The organism is Pseudoalteromonas sp. SG44-17, from assembly GCF_014164235.1.
Classification (GTDB): domain Bacteria; phylum Pseudomonadota; class Gammaproteobacteria; order Enterobacterales; family Alteromonadaceae; genus Pseudoalteromonas; species Pseudoalteromonas rhizosphaerae.
This window is the reverse complement of the sequence record NZ_JACJEV010000019.1, coordinates 72,019-89,386: the sequence shown is the minus strand read 5'-3', so window position 1 is coordinate 89,386 and position 17,368 is coordinate 72,019. Positions and strand designations below refer to the sequence as shown.

The 17,368-nt window shown below is 37.1% G+C and carries 12 protein-coding genes; 7 read left to right on the top strand and 5 right to left on the bottom strand.

What is annotated here, in order from left to right; all coding sequences use genetic code 11:
* Positions 1-157: 157 nt before the first annotated feature.
* The gene (locus H5182_RS14115) at positions 158-1,786 is read right to left on the bottom strand and encodes a DUF4942 domain-containing protein (RefSeq protein WP_182759126.1); all 1,629 of its coding nucleotides are present in this window, start codon (positions 1,784-1,786) and stop codon (positions 158-160) included.
* A gap of 70 nt (positions 1,787-1,856) precedes the next feature.
* Positions 1,857-2,540, bottom strand: a complete 684-nt coding sequence (locus H5182_RS14110; protein ID WP_182759125.1) for a ribonuclease HI family protein — start codon at positions 2,538-2,540, stop codon at positions 1,857-1,859.
* A gap of 162 nt (positions 2,541-2,702) precedes the next feature.
* On the opposite strand from H5182_RS14110, the gene H5182_RS14105 reads away from it, so the two are divergent.
* The 4 genes from H5182_RS14105 (at position 2,703) to H5182_RS14090 (ending at position 5,205) form a co-directional block, all read left to right on the top strand.
* Positions 2,703-3,383: a hypothetical protein gene (locus tag H5182_RS14105; protein WP_182759124.1), complete on the top strand. Its 681-nt coding sequence runs from the start codon at positions 2,703-2,705 to the stop codon at positions 3,381-3,383.
* On the top strand, positions 3,364-3,567 hold the full coding sequence (locus tag H5182_RS14100) for a hypothetical protein (protein WP_182759123.1): 204 nt from the start codon (positions 3,364-3,366) through the stop codon (positions 3,565-3,567). Before H5182_RS14105 ends, H5182_RS14100 begins: the two co-directional genes overlap by 20 nt.
* A 388-nt stretch (positions 3,568-3,955) precedes the next feature.
* Positions 3,956-4,588, top strand: coding sequence for a hypothetical protein (locus H5182_RS14095; RefSeq protein ID WP_182759122.1), 633 nt, complete (start codon positions 3,956-3,958; stop codon positions 4,586-4,588).
* The gene (locus H5182_RS14090; RefSeq protein WP_182759121.1) at positions 4,585-5,205 is read left to right on the top strand and encodes a hypothetical protein; all 621 of its coding nucleotides are present in this window, start codon (positions 4,585-4,587) and stop codon (positions 5,203-5,205) included. The genes H5182_RS14095 and H5182_RS14090 overlap by 4 nt, the downstream gene beginning before the upstream one ends.
* Before the next feature lie 13 nt (positions 5,206-5,218).
* Here the strand turns inward: H5182_RS14090 and H5182_RS14085 are convergent, their stop codons facing one another.
* Together H5182_RS14085 and H5182_RS14080 are read right to left on the bottom strand one after the other, a co-directional pair.
* Positions 5,219-5,644: a hypothetical protein gene (locus H5182_RS14085; RefSeq protein WP_182760193.1), complete on the bottom strand. Its 426-nt coding sequence runs from the start codon at positions 5,642-5,644 to the stop codon at positions 5,219-5,221.
* Entirely contained in the window at positions 5,641-6,165 is a 525-nt protein-coding gene (locus H5182_RS14080; RefSeq protein WP_182758962.1) for a hypothetical protein, read from the bottom strand. Before H5182_RS14080 ends, H5182_RS14085 begins: the two co-directional genes overlap by 4 nt.
* 147 nt (positions 6,166-6,312) lie before the next feature.
* Here H5182_RS14080 and H5182_RS14075 point away from each other — a divergent pair, with 147 nt between their 5' ends.
* Both H5182_RS14075 and H5182_RS14070 read left to right on the top strand, forming a co-directional pair.
* The gene (locus tag H5182_RS14075; RefSeq protein ID WP_182758961.1) at positions 6,313-6,603 is read left to right on the top strand and encodes a hypothetical protein; all 291 of its coding nucleotides are present in this window, start codon (positions 6,313-6,315) and stop codon (positions 6,601-6,603) included.
* Between the two features lie 40 nt (positions 6,604-6,643).
* Complete coding sequence (locus H5182_RS14070) at positions 6,644-8,578, top strand: helicase-related protein (RefSeq protein ID WP_182758960.1); 1,935 nt, start codon at positions 6,644-6,646, stop codon at positions 8,576-8,578.
* Between the two features lie 688 nt (positions 8,579-9,266).
* Here the strand turns inward: H5182_RS14070 and H5182_RS14065 are convergent.
* Positions 9,267-10,064, bottom strand: coding sequence for a hypothetical protein (locus H5182_RS14065; RefSeq protein ID WP_182758959.1), 798 nt, complete (start codon positions 10,062-10,064; stop codon positions 9,267-9,269).
* Positions 10,065-10,274: 210 nt separating this feature from the next.
* Between H5182_RS14065 and H5182_RS14060 the strand changes: the two genes are divergently transcribed.
* Positions 10,275-17,207, top strand: a complete 6,933-nt coding sequence (locus H5182_RS14060) for an Ig-like domain-containing protein (RefSeq protein ID WP_182758958.1) — start codon at positions 10,275-10,277, stop codon at positions 17,205-17,207.
* Positions 17,208-17,368 lie beyond the last annotated feature (161 nt).

Here is a 17,368-nt window from a genome sequence, read left to right as displayed (position 1 = left end):
GTCGAAAAATCTAATGCTCTGGCTGAATCGGCATAAAAGGTAGCCAGTTTAGCAACTGGCTGATATGCTATTTACGACAAAGTCGCTCGGTAATTAGACCGACATAATCCCTTGGTAATCACACTTATTTTGTTAAGCCCCTTCAATCACAATTACGTTAGTTTAATTTTAAAAACTGAGTACCCACGTTTATTTTTAAATTACTCTGAAAAGCCTGCTTTGCACAATCAATATCAACACCATCTATTTCTTCGGCCGCTTGTTCTGGGGTATTTATCCATCCTCGTAACCTACCAAATTCGACATTAAGGCGCGCTATAAAGCCCTGATTAATTTTGCGGTGTATATTACCGTTTTGATATGCCCGAGCAGTGAATAATACAACTTTCTTTTGAGCAGTGTGATCGAAGTAATGGAATGTTCTAAGCTTACCTGGTTCCCACTCTTCAACGGTACTTGCTCGCTCTTGGCCTAGCGTATCAAAGCCCAAGTTGTGTGCAATAGTAATTAGATCATCTATTTTGTTTGCAGAACTTTTTGAGAGCCCATTTATTCTATCAAATGAATAGCCGCCAAAATTGCCATAATTACTTGTAATTATTCGATAGTCCAATGCAAATCTATCTAACCCGGATGGTTTTCTATTATAAAGCCATTCAGAGCGCCCAAATGTTCGTTGATTTGATTTATACAAAGTAATGTTAGACTCGCCAATTAAACTCTCATAAACAGATACTAATTGTGAGTCTATGTATTTATTCACGTTTTTTACTGCCCATTCAGCTATGGCATAAGCATTTTCTTTCGTGAAGTCAACGTTAACATTCTTCATCAACAAGGTTTGCATCTCTTCTCGAGTGCTAGTACATAACTTATCAGTTATTGGAGTAAAGCGATTAAATAGCTCTTTCCAGTATTTGTTTTTTAAAGATTTAATACGAAGTTTAATAGCAGCATAAATAGAGTCGATCGAAACGTTAAGCTCATCTAAAATACTTCCATCTACATGTTCTAAGCCTTTATAAGTGATAATAAGCTTTTCTAAACTGGCATCATAGTGGCTTACCAATGTACTTATTAGGTCGCCACCAGCTATTATTTCAAATTTATCAGGTTGCACATTCTGATGGAGCGAGTCTGCTTTTCTTGCAGCACTACCTTGTGCATCTATATCGAAGTTATCTGAAAACCATGCTGCAAAAGGGTCTACATCAACGGTGGCTCTATCCCATCGTCGTGAAGCACAACTAGATAAGCTTATATGAATGACGTCTGCGGTGCATCGTGCTGGTCGGTCTGCTGAACGATAGTCAGAGTTACCTAGTATAGTGAAGGTTGCTTTACGGCGTGCCAATGCATCTTTTATAGCTTGGTTATTACTCCAGTGTGTAGGCAAAATTAAATATACGTCCGGTGCTAGAGATTCCGCGATAATTTTTGAGGCAAACTCAGAGTACTGGGTAAATGGTGGGTTGCAAAATATAACTGATGTTTCAATATCTATAAGCGTCTGGGCCATGAAATCAGTGCCAACAATCATAATATCAGCGGGTAAAGCTCGAATTAGAGGCAATGATTTTTCAATTGCATACTTTTCACCGTATTCATGTGCGATTGCATTAAGCACACGACCATCACCAACACCAATATCTAGCACAGAATAGGGCTTGTCGTAGCCTAACAAGTCGATGTGTTTTTTTATTAATGCAATGTCTGAATCTAATGTTGGATAAAATTCAAAATCACCAAATTCTCTTACTTCTTCAATAAGTTTAGCTATCCCCATTTTTTGTGCCTTTGATTTGTTTCAATACGAACACAATACAAAGAACGAAAATTCACGCTACCGAATGGGTTTATACACTTTTATGAATTTGTTGCGTTTGGGAATATGCAATAGCGGCATTTATATGCTCACATTTTAAATTCGCGCATGAACAGGAAAGGGGATTTAAATTGATAGCATATAATTTAGAGTTTTGTATAACGCTAAATCCAACTCCCTTGTAGTAATGAACCGAAGTTATTTCATTTAATCGCTGTTCATTTATATCTACGACGTTGGACGGGTTATTATTGCCTTTGTTGCTATCAATAACACTATCAAGCTGCTCTCTTTTAGTATTAACTTGATTATCTGCAAGGCTAGTTCCCTCTAATGCATCCTGACTAAGCTTGTCGGCATGACTATTGTTAATTCTCTTGATCCAACATAATTCAATAAACTCTAACTCATAACATAGCTTCATAGCCCGCTTATTAAGGATGCGTAGGGCAGCGTCATTACAATTCCATACTCCATTTAGCTGATTAATCACTAACTTTGAATCGCCATACACTGTGGCTTTACGGATGCCAAGCTCAATTGCTTTCTCTAAAGCATATATAAGCGCACTGTATTCCGCTTGGTTGTTAGTACCGTGCCCATTAAATATTGAAACCTCGGCGACCACATTGTTTTGCCCATCAAATATAACTGCCCCACATCCGGTAGGACCAGGATTAGGATTACATGCCCCATCGAAAAATATTTTATGCATAAATTCCCCCTTAATTTATATGCACAATATCAATATTCGATTTTTAGGCTACCACTTGAAATAAAATTATTTAGAAAGGGGGTTTTGGGTATCTCTATCTTTTGAGATTAGCTAACTGAACACGGATAATTGATTTCATAGACATAATTCATAACGAGGAAAATGATGTTTAAAGTGATCATAACGGCAGGGGTTTTATTATTAACTGCAATGACAGCTAACCCAGCCAATGCGACAGATTTCAAAGAAGGGCTGCACTACGATACATATCCATCATCAAAATTAACAGGCAAGCCAACATTTATTGAATATCTGAGTTTCTTTTGCCCGGCCTGTGAAAATCTAAACACGTTTCAAGATGAGATTTACCGAACTGTGCCAAAGGGTGTGATCAAGAGAAGGGTGAGTGTCGATATTATATCAAAAACCAGTCCTGATGGTTTTTTAGCTTTATCTAAAGTCATGGCTGTTAGTGATGAGCTTTATCCCGAGATTGGTAATTCATTAGTCGATTTAATATTTGTGGCCATACACAAAGAGAAAGTGACAATTACGCCATCGTTAGTGGAGAAGTTAATCAAGGTTGTGGATGAAAAGTATGATGCAGATTTTTGGGCGCTATATAACAACCCGAAAACAAACGAAGTGGCCAAATTCACTCTTGGAAACCAAAGATTGATGTCATCGAGAGGTATGCTCAGTACGGTTCCACGCATCATTATAAACGGTCGTCATGTTGTTAAATTTGATGGTTTGGATAAGACTAATTTTTTTAAAGAGCTTCATGAATTAACTAAATATTTGGTAAATAAGGACTATGGAAATGATGAACATAACAACTAATTTAGACGATGTAGAATTTATCGAGAAGCAAATTATAAGTGATCCTGCAGCAAGCTTTTGGCTTAAGGAACAAATTAAGGAAAGTTCAAATCGTGACATATTAGATGTTTTAAACGACGTTGATATTTTACGCTCTATATTAGCCTTACGCCACGAGGCCATAAAGCTGGCAAGGGGTGAATAAATACTTTTAAATCAGGCGCTTAAGTCCGATACTGCCTAGTATTGGACATAAGGTGTTGTTTTTACAGGGTTTTATATTGTTTACCATTAAATTGCCAGCCTCAAGTTCATCCAATTACAGATATTCCATTACTGAAACCAAAAAAGTTGAGTTATAATGAAATAATATATATGGTATTAAAACCAAAATAAAATATAGGAAATTAAAAAATGATTCCTGCAATTAATTGTTTTATTTATCAACAAGTTCAATGGTTTGTTGAGCTTGATTTGTTCGGAAACAGATTTAAATTTCGACCTATACGTAGAATTATGCATTACAATTACAAGCGCTTGTAAAAGGATTTTTGAGCCTAAAAACTAAAATAAAATATGGAAATCATCTGAGCATGCTTACAAAAAAGTTTACCTGTTTATTAAAACAACTAAAACAACCTCATAGTTCAAGTCTCTACATCGCGTATACTGACACTTTAAAGCAATTCGATTTTGATAAGCAAGATGCTACCCACCAGCAGTGGATAGAAGCATGGCTGGAGAGCACACCTATTAAATCAATAGAGCTTACAAACCAAGGCATTTATGTTGGAATTACCATTAGAGAAAAGATTTTAGAAAAGTTTGCATTTATTTTGATAGATGCCTTAAAAATCGAAAACACCGCTACTTTACCCGCTGCACAAAATGACATTGAAAAAATAACAGAATTAGAAATCGAAGCATGGTTGGAGTTCGATTCAGATTGGATGATAACCTTGCTGACCGCAATGTTCTGCAAAAACATGGGGATAGACAGTAACTACCTAGATCCCTACTTAAATGGACGTCTCTCTATTTATGCAGACTCTTTTAATGAAAGGCTTTCGCTTGCCACAATAGCGATTGAGTTTATAGAAAGTGGAGAAATACCTATTAGTGATTATGAAAAAATCTTGGATTTCTTTGGTGCATTTTTTATATTGGCATTCTGTGAAGATGACGTGCTTAAACAAAGAGTTTTGAACACTTTAGGTGATATTTGAGCCCTATCACCCTATTTGTAACACTTGTTTTGGTTAACTTTGTTCTAAGATTAAAAATTAGGTCAACTTCATCTTCATGGTTACTCAAGCTAATATTTACGCTTGGCGTACCTTTGCACGAAGCTGCACATTACATTTTCGCAAAAATCCTACTTCTAAAAGTCACAAAGACGCAATTTTTACCAAACTTCAAAGATAAAAATAAAATGGGGTTTGTTCAATTCATACCACACAGAGGACTTGTGGGCGCTCTTACCAATATGTTGGTAGGCATCGCCCCCCTGCTTCTTGGTTTTGCTATACTTTTCATTGTATATAACCAAGAGAAAAACATTGATACAAATGCGCTAAGTTATCTAGGTATTGGCTTAACTACTGTGGTTGTTATGCAAAGCATGATTCCCTCATGGCAAGATATAAAGATAGCGCTAAAGGGCCTTTGTATCACCTTCACTTTGCTCGTTGTAACTTCCCTTATGTTCCCAGTTAGGTGGGAAAGTATTACCTCTTATGAATTGACTACCCTACTAGAAGTAGTGTCACCGCATCTTATGGTATTAACCCTATATCAAGTAACTGCAGTTCTAGTCCTAACTGTTTTAAAAAATAGAAATTAAATTAAGCACTGAATTAGGCTGGCTGTTTATTAGTAGCTAGCTTAGTAGTTTTATCTAAATCTTTTATAAAAGACTTCCAAATACCCGTATATTCTAAGACTGAAGATTGCTTACTCAATGAGTTAACCATTTTTACTGTCAAAGTAATTAAATCATCCTCGGCAAATTGTAACCATAAGCACTGATCCTGTTGCATTATTTTGTTCGGATGATCAGAAAATGCCAACCACAATAAAATGCTGACACCATAATCTGCGTCAGTGAGTTCTATATTTTCAAAGGGCCGCATGGTTGAAGAATAATAGCTATTAAGTAGCATCTTCTTCATTGCAATCACTTCTTTTGTTGAGTCTGTTGGTTTTTTGATAATCTGAAGGCATAAATTCCTATATAAAGGAGTGTTTATAGCGTTCAAAGCGCTATCTATATAAGCTTTCATATGTTGCTCAACTCTTTTTGTGTTGGCTCAATAATCTCTGAGCTTTTAAAATCTACGTCGCTAAATCGTTCAAGTAAGTATGGCTTACCATTGCCCTCAATAGCCCAAACATCTTCCCCACTTACAACAAAAGCAAGCTTATAGCTTTTGCTTTCAAATTGCAGATGCCTTGTTTCACTTGCCAAGGTTACTGGGTTACCGGAACACGTTTTCATATTTGAAAATAAGTCTTCAACTTCAGCGCTTATTTGTTTCGAGATTAAAGTACCTGTGAGCGGCATTTGAGCACCACCTACAGACAGCCCGCTTTCAGAAAATTTATATTCTAATAATCCATGAATTTTAATTTTTCCCTCACATTTAGCCGGGTTATATACCCAGTGGCCACTGAGTTTTTCAAAGTCGTTATCGTGAACATTTACAAAGCTTAGACCAGGTGCTTCTTTCTCATCAGAAAATGGGGAGTCGCAGCCAGCTATACATATCGATAACACGGATGCGAGGAAGATTCGTTTATTCATATTGAGACCTCTTCATTAAAAACACTATGTTATCCATACTTTATGAAGCCCGCAAAAGTTAGAGAGTGCAAATAGGTGTCCTCTAAATTTTTGAAGCTATAAATATGCAGGGTAAAATAACCTAATTAACAATCAACAAAAAAACGAATGGAAAAGACAAAAGATTTACTCAACCAATTAGTTGTAGGGAATATCCAATTTCAAGATTTTCTTAACTTGGAGAGTGAGCTTGCTGAATTAATGCAAAAAAGTAGTTACTCAAAACCTGTTCTTCACGAAGATACACCACTGTCTATTTTATGCATGAACTTATATCAAGCAATAAAGGCTGCAAATAGAAAACAGAGTGCGAGTGTGAATATTTCGTGCTTTTACAGTAACCCGCTTTGTAAATACTGGCTCAGTAAAGCCGAGTTAGCTTTGCAGAACGGTAGCTAGATTATTGGGTTTTGGTTTAATAATGGGAAGGAGAATTTACATGACTAAGTTTGAAATTTATTCCAAGTGCCCTGCTTTGTATTTGCCATCAAAGGTAGAAGATTACACCTATGTAATTGATAATTTTTCTAATCTAAAAGCCTGCATTGGCCATGAAATAATAGTTTTTGGCTTAGCTAGTAAGAAAGGCGAGCATACATCACAAAGAGGTGTGCCATACACTAGTTACCATTTAACAGATTCGGATGATTCTGCCTCCTTTGTATTGTTTGGTGATGAAAACTCCCGTGTTAAAGAAGAAAATCAACCAATGCATATCAAGGGAGTAATCGAGCTTGTAAAAGGTAAATACCAAATCAATAATGCCTCAATTATTGATGATGAAAAGGCTGGTAGAATTGTGCCTGTATACGATGGAATTAAAGGCAAGCTAATAAAGGCAGTCGCAAATAAATCACTACTGTGCAATATAGGCGAAAGCCAAATAAAAAAAGGCAAAGACCAAATATACTTAGAGTTAGAGCGTTTGTTTGGCGAATCTATTGAAAGCGTATTAGTTGAATTAGGGTTTGCAGGTACAATGTCAGTCGAAAACCTATTAAATAATGTTCACAATCCAAAAGTAGTATATGAATTTTATAAATCGATTGAGATGTTAAAGCGACTAAGTACCGCATTAATGGCCGGGGCAATATTAAAAGAACGCAAATGTGTGCCGACTAACCCATTTCAGGTTACCCCCAAAATTGATGATAAATTACTTACTAAATATATACCGTTCACACTAACCGGTGAACAGTTCTATGTTGCAAGTCAAATCATAGAGCGCCTGTGTAATGGTCCTACTTCGCTCGATGGACTACTCATAGGTGATGTTGGTACTGGAAAGACTGTAATACTGGCAATGGCGGCGCGACAGGTTTTACTTTCACAGACTAACAGCAAAGTGATATTCCTCGCCCCTAATGTTTCATTATGTGAACAACTAAGAAAAGAAGTTTGCGTGATGATACCTGAAGTTCAAAGTGCATTAATATGCGCTGGTAATAACTCATACACTAATCAAGCGCGTTTGATATTTGGTACAACAGCCCTACTCTTCAAAGAATTTAATGATATTGAACTCCTCATAATAGATGAGCAACAGCAATTATCAGTAGAGCAGCGACGCCAAATAAAGTCCACACACTATCTTGAAGCGTCAGCTACACCGATACCAAGAACACTGGCGCTTACAAAATACAGCAGTGACAATGTTTTTTATCTCAAGCGGCAGCATTTACCTAAAGAAATTTACACTCGAATAGTACATAAAGAGCAAGGCTCTGACCTTATGCGCTCAATTCATGAAACTTTATCTTATGGGAGTAAAGTCTTAATCGTTTGCTCAAAGCGCGATAGCGCTGGAAATAGCAATAAAATGATTGATGCTGAGTCGTTAGCGAGCAGTCTCAATTCACACTTTCCCGGCTTGGTGCGTGTATATCACTCAGCGCTTGATGATGAGGAATGCGAAATTGTACTTAATGAGTTTAAGACATATATACCAATAATGGTTTCAACGTCTAAAGTACAAGTAGGGTTAACCATTCCTAATTTGCGACACTGTATAGTTTATGGTGCAGAACGCTTTGGCCTTACTACTCTACACCAAATACGAGGCCGATTAGCGCGCACAAAACCGCAAAGCGGCAGTAATTGGGGTAAGTTTGACTTATTTTTACCGAATAAGCCCTCTGAATCCACTGAATTTAGATTGAATGTATTAACGCAGAGCTGTGATGGTTTTTATATCTCTGAAAAAGATCTCGAAATACGTGGTGCTGGAGAGTTATTGAGTGGCGGTAAAAAACAACATGGCTCTACAGACTCATTAATTAAAAATATAAGTATAGACTTAGGAAGATTAGCTTCTGCAATTGAATATTTTGAAGCTAAGTGTGTGCGAACAATAAAGAATCTAACCTTGGGGTGATCGTTTCACCCCTTTATTATTTGATTTGAGCACGAAAATAAGCTGCTTTTATTGCTGGGCGACACTAAGGGTGAAAAAACACTTCAATCCACCAGCCCTGTTAAAATTCAAGAATTAGCTTGAAAGCCTGAGTTGGCATTAATAGTAAAGTTAATGCCAATGGTTGAGAGATCGTTAGAGGAATATGAAATAGCGTTTATGCAGCAACGTTAACAAGAATAGGATGTTTAGATAATCTTGATCTTAAGCGATGCAATCTTACTCGGTCGCGTATACCAATTTTACGTAGAGCGAAATCATGTATGGTAAAATCAATTACTTTAATACTGGTTAAGCTTGGTAGAGCAGGGATAATTGAACGAGAAGCGCCCTGCCTGTAAATTGAATTAGGATTTAAACTTATCGGTAGTGGCTTTGTTCCTAGGTCTATAAAATCACCTTCCCATTCTATTACTAACTCCGCCCCTCGCCCTACAATCCTTTGGTTAGGGCATACAGGATACCCCTCAATGAACCCATAAATGCCAATCCCACCGTATATAGAATCTTGATGAATATTGAACTGTCCGTTTTTTAAAATTGATATAAGTGATTGTGGAGAACACACATGATTGAATTGAATCAAACTGAAATCTGCCTTTTACAGAAAAATTAAGCCGCAATAGTCATTCCTTTTGCGGCACTGAAATTATTGTTTTCTTTGCTGGGTTTTAACAGGGAGTTTATTACAAGCAGTCATATCCTGACACATACGATTTATATTTCTCAAAATTATATCCGATCCCAAGCCAGCGAAATTTGAAGTATATTGAGCCAGCATAAAATGCCCAATATTTAAGGTTGTAGGCCAATCCATTTTGACAGCCATTGAGCCTCCTTTATGGAATACGCTAGCAAATAAACCATCTTCTTGACGCTCGAAATTAAACCCTTTGTCTTTATTTTGACCGTGGTTCATAAACTGGCAACTAGTCGTTATACCTAGGAAAACAGCTATAACAACAGGTAATTCTGTAAGCATAATCTGAACACTAAGCTTTCTACTCCAGTCGTAACGCTTGTCATTATGGTCATTTGGGTTAATACGAACAGCCCCTTCAATCATAATTGTGTCAAAGCTAAAATTTCTACCTTGGCTTTTTCTAGTTTCACTTAACTTAAATTGCAATGCCGCACGTTTAGAGTACACGGGGAACATTGTGTAATCTCTTTCGTTTCCACTGTCATTTTCTTGATTTTGCTCTTGATAATGTTGATTATTCGTCTGCTCCATATTTGCACTTTGTTGACCTTGTGTATTGTTGTGAGGATGCAAATGAGTTTGCACTTGCGAATGCGGCCTTGTTCTTAGTCGGGGGTTATTAGGTTGCTCAGAAGTATAACCAGCGGCAGGCGCTTGTTCGTTATTATTAATATTTGGCTGTCTACCATAATTATTTTTAAATGAGTTCTGCCTTGGTGAATTTTCAAAAGGGTCTGCTTGCATTGGTTACTCCTAAATACATTAGTTATCTTGTAAGTATTTATATCAAATTCGAAAAATCGCGCTACTGACTAAACCCATCAATATGTACTTTTTACTCTGTTACTGAATAAAACTCAAAACTTAGAGATGCCCTTTTGGGGTGCTCTAATATTTCTGTAGTTGGTTAAATATAAATATCATGATGTAAATTTGGGGATTTTAGGAAATATAATGAAATCAGAAAATAAGTTTATATGTAGGTTTCTATTTGGTATATGTGCATTAATATCTGCAACATCAGTTAATGCCGATATTGTTCAATATTCATTTAAGCATTCGCAGAGTAGATCAGACATCATTTTGGGGTCACCTAGTTCTACTGAGTATCTTAGCGTTAAGAGTACATTAGCCGTATATTCTTCTGCTGGTTTAGATAGAAAAATTAGAGTAAGGGTTACTAATGATTCCGGAATTTCAATATCAACCGCAGAGACTGGAATAATTACCGCATCAGATAGGTTTAGTGCTGGTAATAAAAATTACTATGGAAAGTCATTAAATTTAACTATTCCCTCTGACGGAAGCTATACCGTTATACAAGAGATACTTTCTTCGAATGATGATGTTGTCGAAACTTTCAACAAACAAATTTTAATCGACACAAAACCACCTACTAGCGATGAGAAGTTAACATCAAATGCTCACGGTCGTTATTCTAATGATACGCAGTCATCAATCTGGAAACTTGGCCGTTCTTCTATGGGCATTGATGACATGTTTTTGAGAAATATAAATGATGAGGTTGATGTTCAGAATATAGTTGTTGAAGTATATCGGGAAGATGGGCGCTTGCATAACTCTAAAACGTATGGTTATAACAGCACCACCAAAGTTGTGGACTTTAAATATGAACAAATTTTACCAAGCTCAAATTTAGATGAATTATTAAAACTCAAAGTAAAGATCTATGATTTAGCAGGTAATGTTAAAACCTTAGAACAACAGTTATATTACGATAACTATGTTAATGCTCCAACTGAACCTTATGCAGTATTTGACCCCGATGTATCAACTAGCATAGTTCCTAATACTACTGGGTATGTACCATACACTGCTGGCATGGCTGTAAAGACTAACCCTATCCAACTCATTTATCGCTTAGATCGAAACAATTGGCATGAATTTAATGAAGCGGGCCTAAATTTATCCAGTAGGTACGCAGTCAGCAAACTAGTTCATTCTGATCAACATTATGCTTATGTCTCATTTAAATCACCAATAGGTAATTTTAATCAAAACGATGTTCGTTGGGTCAACTTCGGTACCTGGGCCGGGGGACCAGTCGCATACAACTTAGTGTTACATCCAGACGCACCACCTACTCCTGGAAGATCGTCAGTAAGTGAATTCTATTACTCTGACATAGGTTGGTCAACCTGGAAGCCGCATACAATACCAAACTCACGATTACCTTTAACAATCACTAAAATGCGTGTGAACTTAATTCCGAGGAAATATGAACAGGTTGCATACCATCTTGGTTACACATGTACTATTCCAGCGGGTTCAGGCTCATGTATCATGGAATTTCCAGAAAATTTAATGAAACTTGAACGCGGTACTACAGGTTATTTACATGATGTACTGAGTATTTATAAGAGTGATAAGTCATTGTATGGCACAAATAGTTGGGGCGAAGTAAACTGGAACGATGAATATTATCCCGAAATTACGACCACATTCGATGAAAGTACATCAACTCTGCGCGCAGATATATTTCAAAAGGGATTTGGTTCATATTTTAATAGGTTATATCTCAGTAAAGTCTGGCTTGAAGACAATGATGGCAAAGTTCTTCAAGCTGAAGCGAGAAAAGTAAGCCAAAATAAAGGTAACTATATTTATGAATGGGATTTAAGAGTGCTTAATGAGGGTTCTCATGACATAAATGTACTAGCAAGTGAAAATCATGGACCTGTTACCAAAGAATATGCGTTGAAATTTACATCGGATAAATCTCGGCCGATCGTTAAAATTGACTTTAATGGCGACAGCAACACAATACTTAGCCTTGATGATGTTGTGATTACTGCTTTTGATAATGAATCAGATATAACACTAACAGGCATACAGTTAGTAGATGGTCCCGCTGATGAAAACGTGTATCTAACTAGCAATTCACTTGGTTCAAATAAATATAGCTTATTATATCCTGTTCTTTTCCCATCAGAAAATCAAAGCGGAAGCTATACACTAAAAGTTACTGCTACAGATTTACAAGGTAACTCAACCACTGTTACGAAGAGTTTTATTTATGATCCGCCTCGAGTCACATTGACTGATGGTAGTGACTCAATTGTATTGCCGAATATTAGACAAAGTATTTTACGGAATAACGGGGCCGGCCCAATTCAATCAGAGGCTTTAATAGTTAAAGGCAAGAATGTTACTGGTACATACCCAATATTTGCATCGCTAAGAAGCGATGCAGTAGGTAGTTTAGAAGTACAAGGTATAACGTTAAGCCCGGGCGAAACAAAAACAATTACTGAAAGTTATGATTTCTCGTTAAATGATAGTAAATATAACTTTGGGTTTTCCCCAAGTGACTCTTCAGTTGAAACTGCAGGAAGTTTGCTGATAGGTTCTACGGCACCAAATACGCCTGTTCTAGTTTTTAGTTATGAATTCAAAGATCTCAATATAGAAAGCGCGGTGACAACTGAGCCTTATGCTGTGATTGAGTCTATGACTTCTGATATTAGCTTGCCCTCGACTGATCAGTTTTGTAAATCCTTAACTCATGATTTAAATACAGCGAAGAAAAGTAACGCTTACGGAAAACCGATATGCCTTGTGACACATGCTATAAAAGCAGTGAACAAAACTGAAACCACGAAAAATAACAAAGTTTCTTTTAGTGCTTATATGGCCTCGCTTTCTTATCAAACGATGACTGTCAGGGTCACAACTTATTCAGGCCCCTATAAATACACTTTAGGTGAGTACACTTATGAAATAAAGCCTAAAAGCCCAGATGAGCTAGTAGTATCTACACTCAATACAGATGTTTCAACTATATTGCATGAAATTGAATTAGCAGACGTTACAGCTGAATTTGATACATTTGAAGGCTGTAGTATCACAGGCGATAAAGGTATTGCCATGGATTATGCGTTTGATAAAACGGATAATAATGGCGAAACAAAATGTTATCTTGAGTGGACCCAGTTACCACAAGGGATAAGCAAAGTAGGTAGTAGCGTTACAGCAAAAGGCTATGCTGAAGAAATCGGCATTCAACAATTCTCTTGGAAATTATCAATATTCCATGACGGTGATCAGAGCTTTTTGATTTCATCAGGTACGGCAGTTAGCGAAGTTGTTATACCAAAAAGCCCATCTTTGTTGGCAACCACTCTAAGCTACAGTAATGGCAGAAAAAGCAAAGGTGTTGAACACTTACTTAGAGATAGCAATGCTAAAGTAAAAAGCGTTCAATTTGATGTAGAGCCAAGAGACTATGTACAAGTAATAACTCTTAATGGACTCACATGTTCTGTGGCCGTTGGAATTAATGAGTGCCGAATAGCGATAGATATTGGGCCGTTAGGGGATCAAGAAAGCAATATTTTCGGAATGATCTCTATAGATACGCTTATTGATTCCAACATCCCTTATTTTTTATCAAGAAATGAAGGTAGATTTAACCATAAGCTAGATTGGGATTACACGCCACCTAAACTAGTTAAGGTGGCGATAAACAACAAAAGAGACGGCACAGTGCTAGTGGAAGATGTTGATGGTACCGAAATAAAACTAAATGAAGATGAAGTTGCAGTAATATTGTATAGCCCATTCACAGAGATAAAAGATGATGGAACGTGGAAGCTAAATAATTCAAATTTACTCGTTCATTCTGACGAAAATATAACGTTTGAACAATCTGTACTCATAGATCAAAATCATTTCTTCTTTGTACACGACAAAAAAAATATAGATGAAGATAATAGTATTTTGGCAGATGATATTAATGTCTACGGTAATTACATTGTTTATCGCTATAACTTCAAATCGTTACCAGATGGCGCGTTTACGTTTGATATTGATTTACGTGATCAATATCAAAATGGACAAGACTACACTCATGATACTTTTATTTTACAGAGAACCGCTCCAGAAATTCAGCTAAGTTACTTACGTGATAAGGCGAGAATGGTAGACGGCGTTTACTTTGCTACAGATTTTGGGGCTGTTACAAATCCGGGCTGGGATAGTAAAAATACGATAATTAAAGCAACATTTGGCGGCGAAAGCTTAACCTTAGTCGATGACCCCGCTGATCCACGAACTAATGTTAAATTTTTTGCTGGAGACTTAGCCACTTTAACTCCCGGTGAATTATATCCCCTTATCATTAAAGCTAAGGATACAGCAGGCAATATAGGGGTATTTAACCAAGAGTTGACCTATGCACCATCTTTTTTCAATATCAAATCTAGTACAGGTACAGCAGAGTTATACCAATATGTTCAGCGTGCTACTGCGTATGTATCTCAAAGCAGATACCTTTGTAACTATGTCGCTTCACAGGAGCTGGCAAGAGAGATCTCACGAGAAGCACGTAAAGGCTGCTACGTTAAAATTGATTCACTTCCTGATGGTATGAGTACAGTTTGGCAAGGTTGGGCTCTTAAAGTAACTGGCTCTATCAATAAAATAACTGATAACGAAATAGAATACAGCGCCTATGTCGTTAATCCAGATGGGCAAGAAGTTAGAGTAAGTAATGAAACCTTTTCTTACGATATGAAACCTGCAGAGACAATGACGTTTGAAATGTCACCAATAATAAAGCTAGACGATAGCGTTTACGGGATCATTCCTGAAAATCCAGTGCTAGCTAGATATACGTTGGAAAATGTATCCGGTGAAGTAAATATAAATGTTACGCGAGGGGAATATTCTAATAGTGAATTTATGGCTCAACGTAGTCATAAGACCATATACGAGTTATTAGGTGTGATACGTGATGATGATGCTAACAAGCGTAACGTATTTGATAGATACCCATTTAAAGTTGAGGCTGCATACAACTTATCCCCTCAACACAACGCGGGAACATACGGTGAAGTGATTGTTTTACCTTCACGCAGAGTGGCTTTAAATTTAACGATGGAAAGTAACGACGTTATTTTAAGTACCGATGATGTAAAAGTAACGGCTCATATAGGTGCATGGAACTGGGAAGAAAAGCAAAGTGACTATGATGTGTCATCGATGGGTGAGTGGGATGTTTACCTTGCATACAAAGACAATAAAGGTAAAGAACAACGTATTTCAGATATAAAAACCAATGCAGCAAATGGACAGGTTATTTTCAATTTAAGTATTGAGGATATATTTAGAAAAAGTAGCGGTTTTTATGCGGTAGCGGAAGTTAAGTCGCCTCACCCTGAATACACAAAAAAATTAACGTCTACACCGATATTTATGCGTATTGTGCTAGGCACCGGTGTAAGTGGTGAGCTGGCGAGTAATCAAGTACGTGGTAAAGTGCCGTTTATAACATTAGTTCGCTATGACTATGATTCAATTGAAGATATGGTTGCCGGTAATGATGCAGTGTGGCTTAAATCCAAAGACAATAAAAACTGGGAGACGATGGATGAATATAGTGGCAGAAGTGCAATACCGTTTTTTATGGCCGAAGCAGGTGATTACTATATTAAAGCAAAAATTACGAACAAAAACACAAATGAGTCTACGACAACGCAATCACTCAAAATAAGCGGATATGAAAAAGCAAGCCTTGTAATCAGTGGACCTACGCAGGTTTATGATGGACAAGATATGAAATTAAATATGCTTGATTATGTAAAAGAGTTAACCGATTACGACGGCATAGCTCAATGGTCGCGTGATAATGGTGCTTCGTGGGTTGATGGCTCACCACAACAAATATTAGTAGCAACCGGCGAGCAAGAAGTAATTTTAGGACGGTTTAAATATCATTCTTCTACAGCTGGCGCGGGTGATGAAGCATGGGCGCTTTCTCGTTTTTATGTGAGGCCTGTCGGGCCAAGAACCGTTATGGCTCAAATTAAAGCAACACATCTAGTTGAGCTGGGCGTTCCCATTAAAGTAGAAGCGCAAGTTTTAAATTTAAATGGGGGTGTTGATTTACCAATTGTTTATCAATGGACTAAACCAAATGGCGAAACGAGTGATGAAGTCATATTTGATTACACACCTGTAGAGAGCGACTTAGATGCTCAAGGCCGGTTAAACTTCAAATTAAGGGCATGGATAAAAGGATATAAGTCTGAAACATTTAGAGAAACACAGCGTAATTTAGAAACGTGGAAATATGTTTTTCCTGAAATGAATATAGCTGTGAGAAGTAATATTTTGGTCGCACCCGCTACCATCACGGGTATGATCGAGGTTCAGCGTAAATTTATGCCTGGCATTACATATGATTATGAATGGATACAAGGAAATGGCATTGAAGCAAGAACACCAACTAGAATTTACAGTGAGATAACCCTTAAAGATGCAGGTGTGCATGAGCTTAAAGCAAAAGTGACTGACAGCCGTGGTATGAGTCGGATACTAAGCAAATTTGTTGATGTAATTGAGCCAGATGAAACGAAAGGGACTTTTATCTATTTTCCGTCGAACCGATATAGTCGCGCTCCATTAGGCCTTGTAACAAGAGCCCAAATGACAGGAGGCCATCCAAAGGACTATATAATAGATTACAAATGGTTTGTTAATGGGGTTGAACAAGAAACACTACAATCACGCAGTCCAATGTTCCGCTTTGAAATTGAAAATCCGGGCAATTATGAGATAAAAGCAGTTACAACGAGTCAATACGGCCAAGTAACTGAGGTTATCGAAAATTATACAGTTAATGCCAATTCATTACCTGAGTGTGTCAGTGATCAACTTGTTCGTTCTGGAACAATCCGAATTACTGCTAACTGTAAAGACAGTGATGGTTATGTAATAGGTTACGACTGGTGGTTTAATGGCGAATACGTAGGCCGTGGTGCTGCATCTACTCAATTACGATTGAGTGAATACCCAAGCATGACAGTAAACTATGAAGCAATTGATGATGCTGGTGGACGTACAAAAGGTTCATTTAGCTGGTAGTTAAGCCAAAAATAATAGCCCCATCTAATGCAATATTAGGTGGGGTTTTTTCATTTCAAGCCCTCTTAATTTCATTTAGTAAATTTACAGCACCTATATTTGTACTCTCTATTTTTTAACCTTTCAATTTTCATGCTTGATAATAGTGAAAAATATCAAGG

Bases quoted from the DNA above. Each gene is read 5' to 3' on its own strand.
- H5182_RS14115 (WP_182759126.1), bottom strand. From the start codon at position 1,786: ATGGGGATAGCTAAACTTATTGAAGAAGTAAGAGAATTTGGTGATTTT.
- H5182_RS14110 (WP_182759125.1), bottom strand. From the start codon at position 2,540: ATGCATAAAATATTTTTCGATGGGGCATGTAATCCTAATCCTGGTCCT.
- H5182_RS14105 (WP_182759124.1), top strand. From the start codon at position 2,703: ATGATGTTTAAAGTGATCATAACGGCAGGGGTTTTATTATTAACTGCA.
- H5182_RS14100 (WP_182759123.1), top strand. From the start codon at position 3,364: ATGATGAACATAACAACTAATTTAGACGATGTAGAATTTATCGAGAAG.
- H5182_RS14095 (WP_182759122.1), top strand. From the start codon at position 3,956: ATGCTTACAAAAAAGTTTACCTGTTTATTAAAACAACTAAAACAACCT.
- H5182_RS14085 (WP_182760193.1), bottom strand. From the start codon at position 5,644: ATGAAAGCTTATATAGATAGCGCTTTGAACGCTATAAACACTCCTTTA.
- H5182_RS14080 (WP_182758962.1), bottom strand. From the start codon at position 6,165: ATGAATAAACGAATCTTCCTCGCATCCGTGTTATCGATATGTATAGCT.
- H5182_RS14075 (WP_182758961.1), top strand. From the start codon at position 6,313: ATGGAAAAGACAAAAGATTTACTCAACCAATTAGTTGTAGGGAATATC.
- H5182_RS14070 (WP_182758960.1), top strand. From the start codon at position 6,644: ATGACTAAGTTTGAAATTTATTCCAAGTGCCCTGCTTTGTATTTGCCA.
- H5182_RS14065 (WP_182758959.1), bottom strand. From the start codon at position 10,064: ATGCAAGCAGACCCTTTTGAAAATTCACCAAGGCAGAACTCATTTAAA.
- H5182_RS14060 (WP_182758958.1), top strand. From the start codon at position 10,275: ATGAAATCAGAAAATAAGTTTATATGTAGGTTTCTATTTGGTATATGT.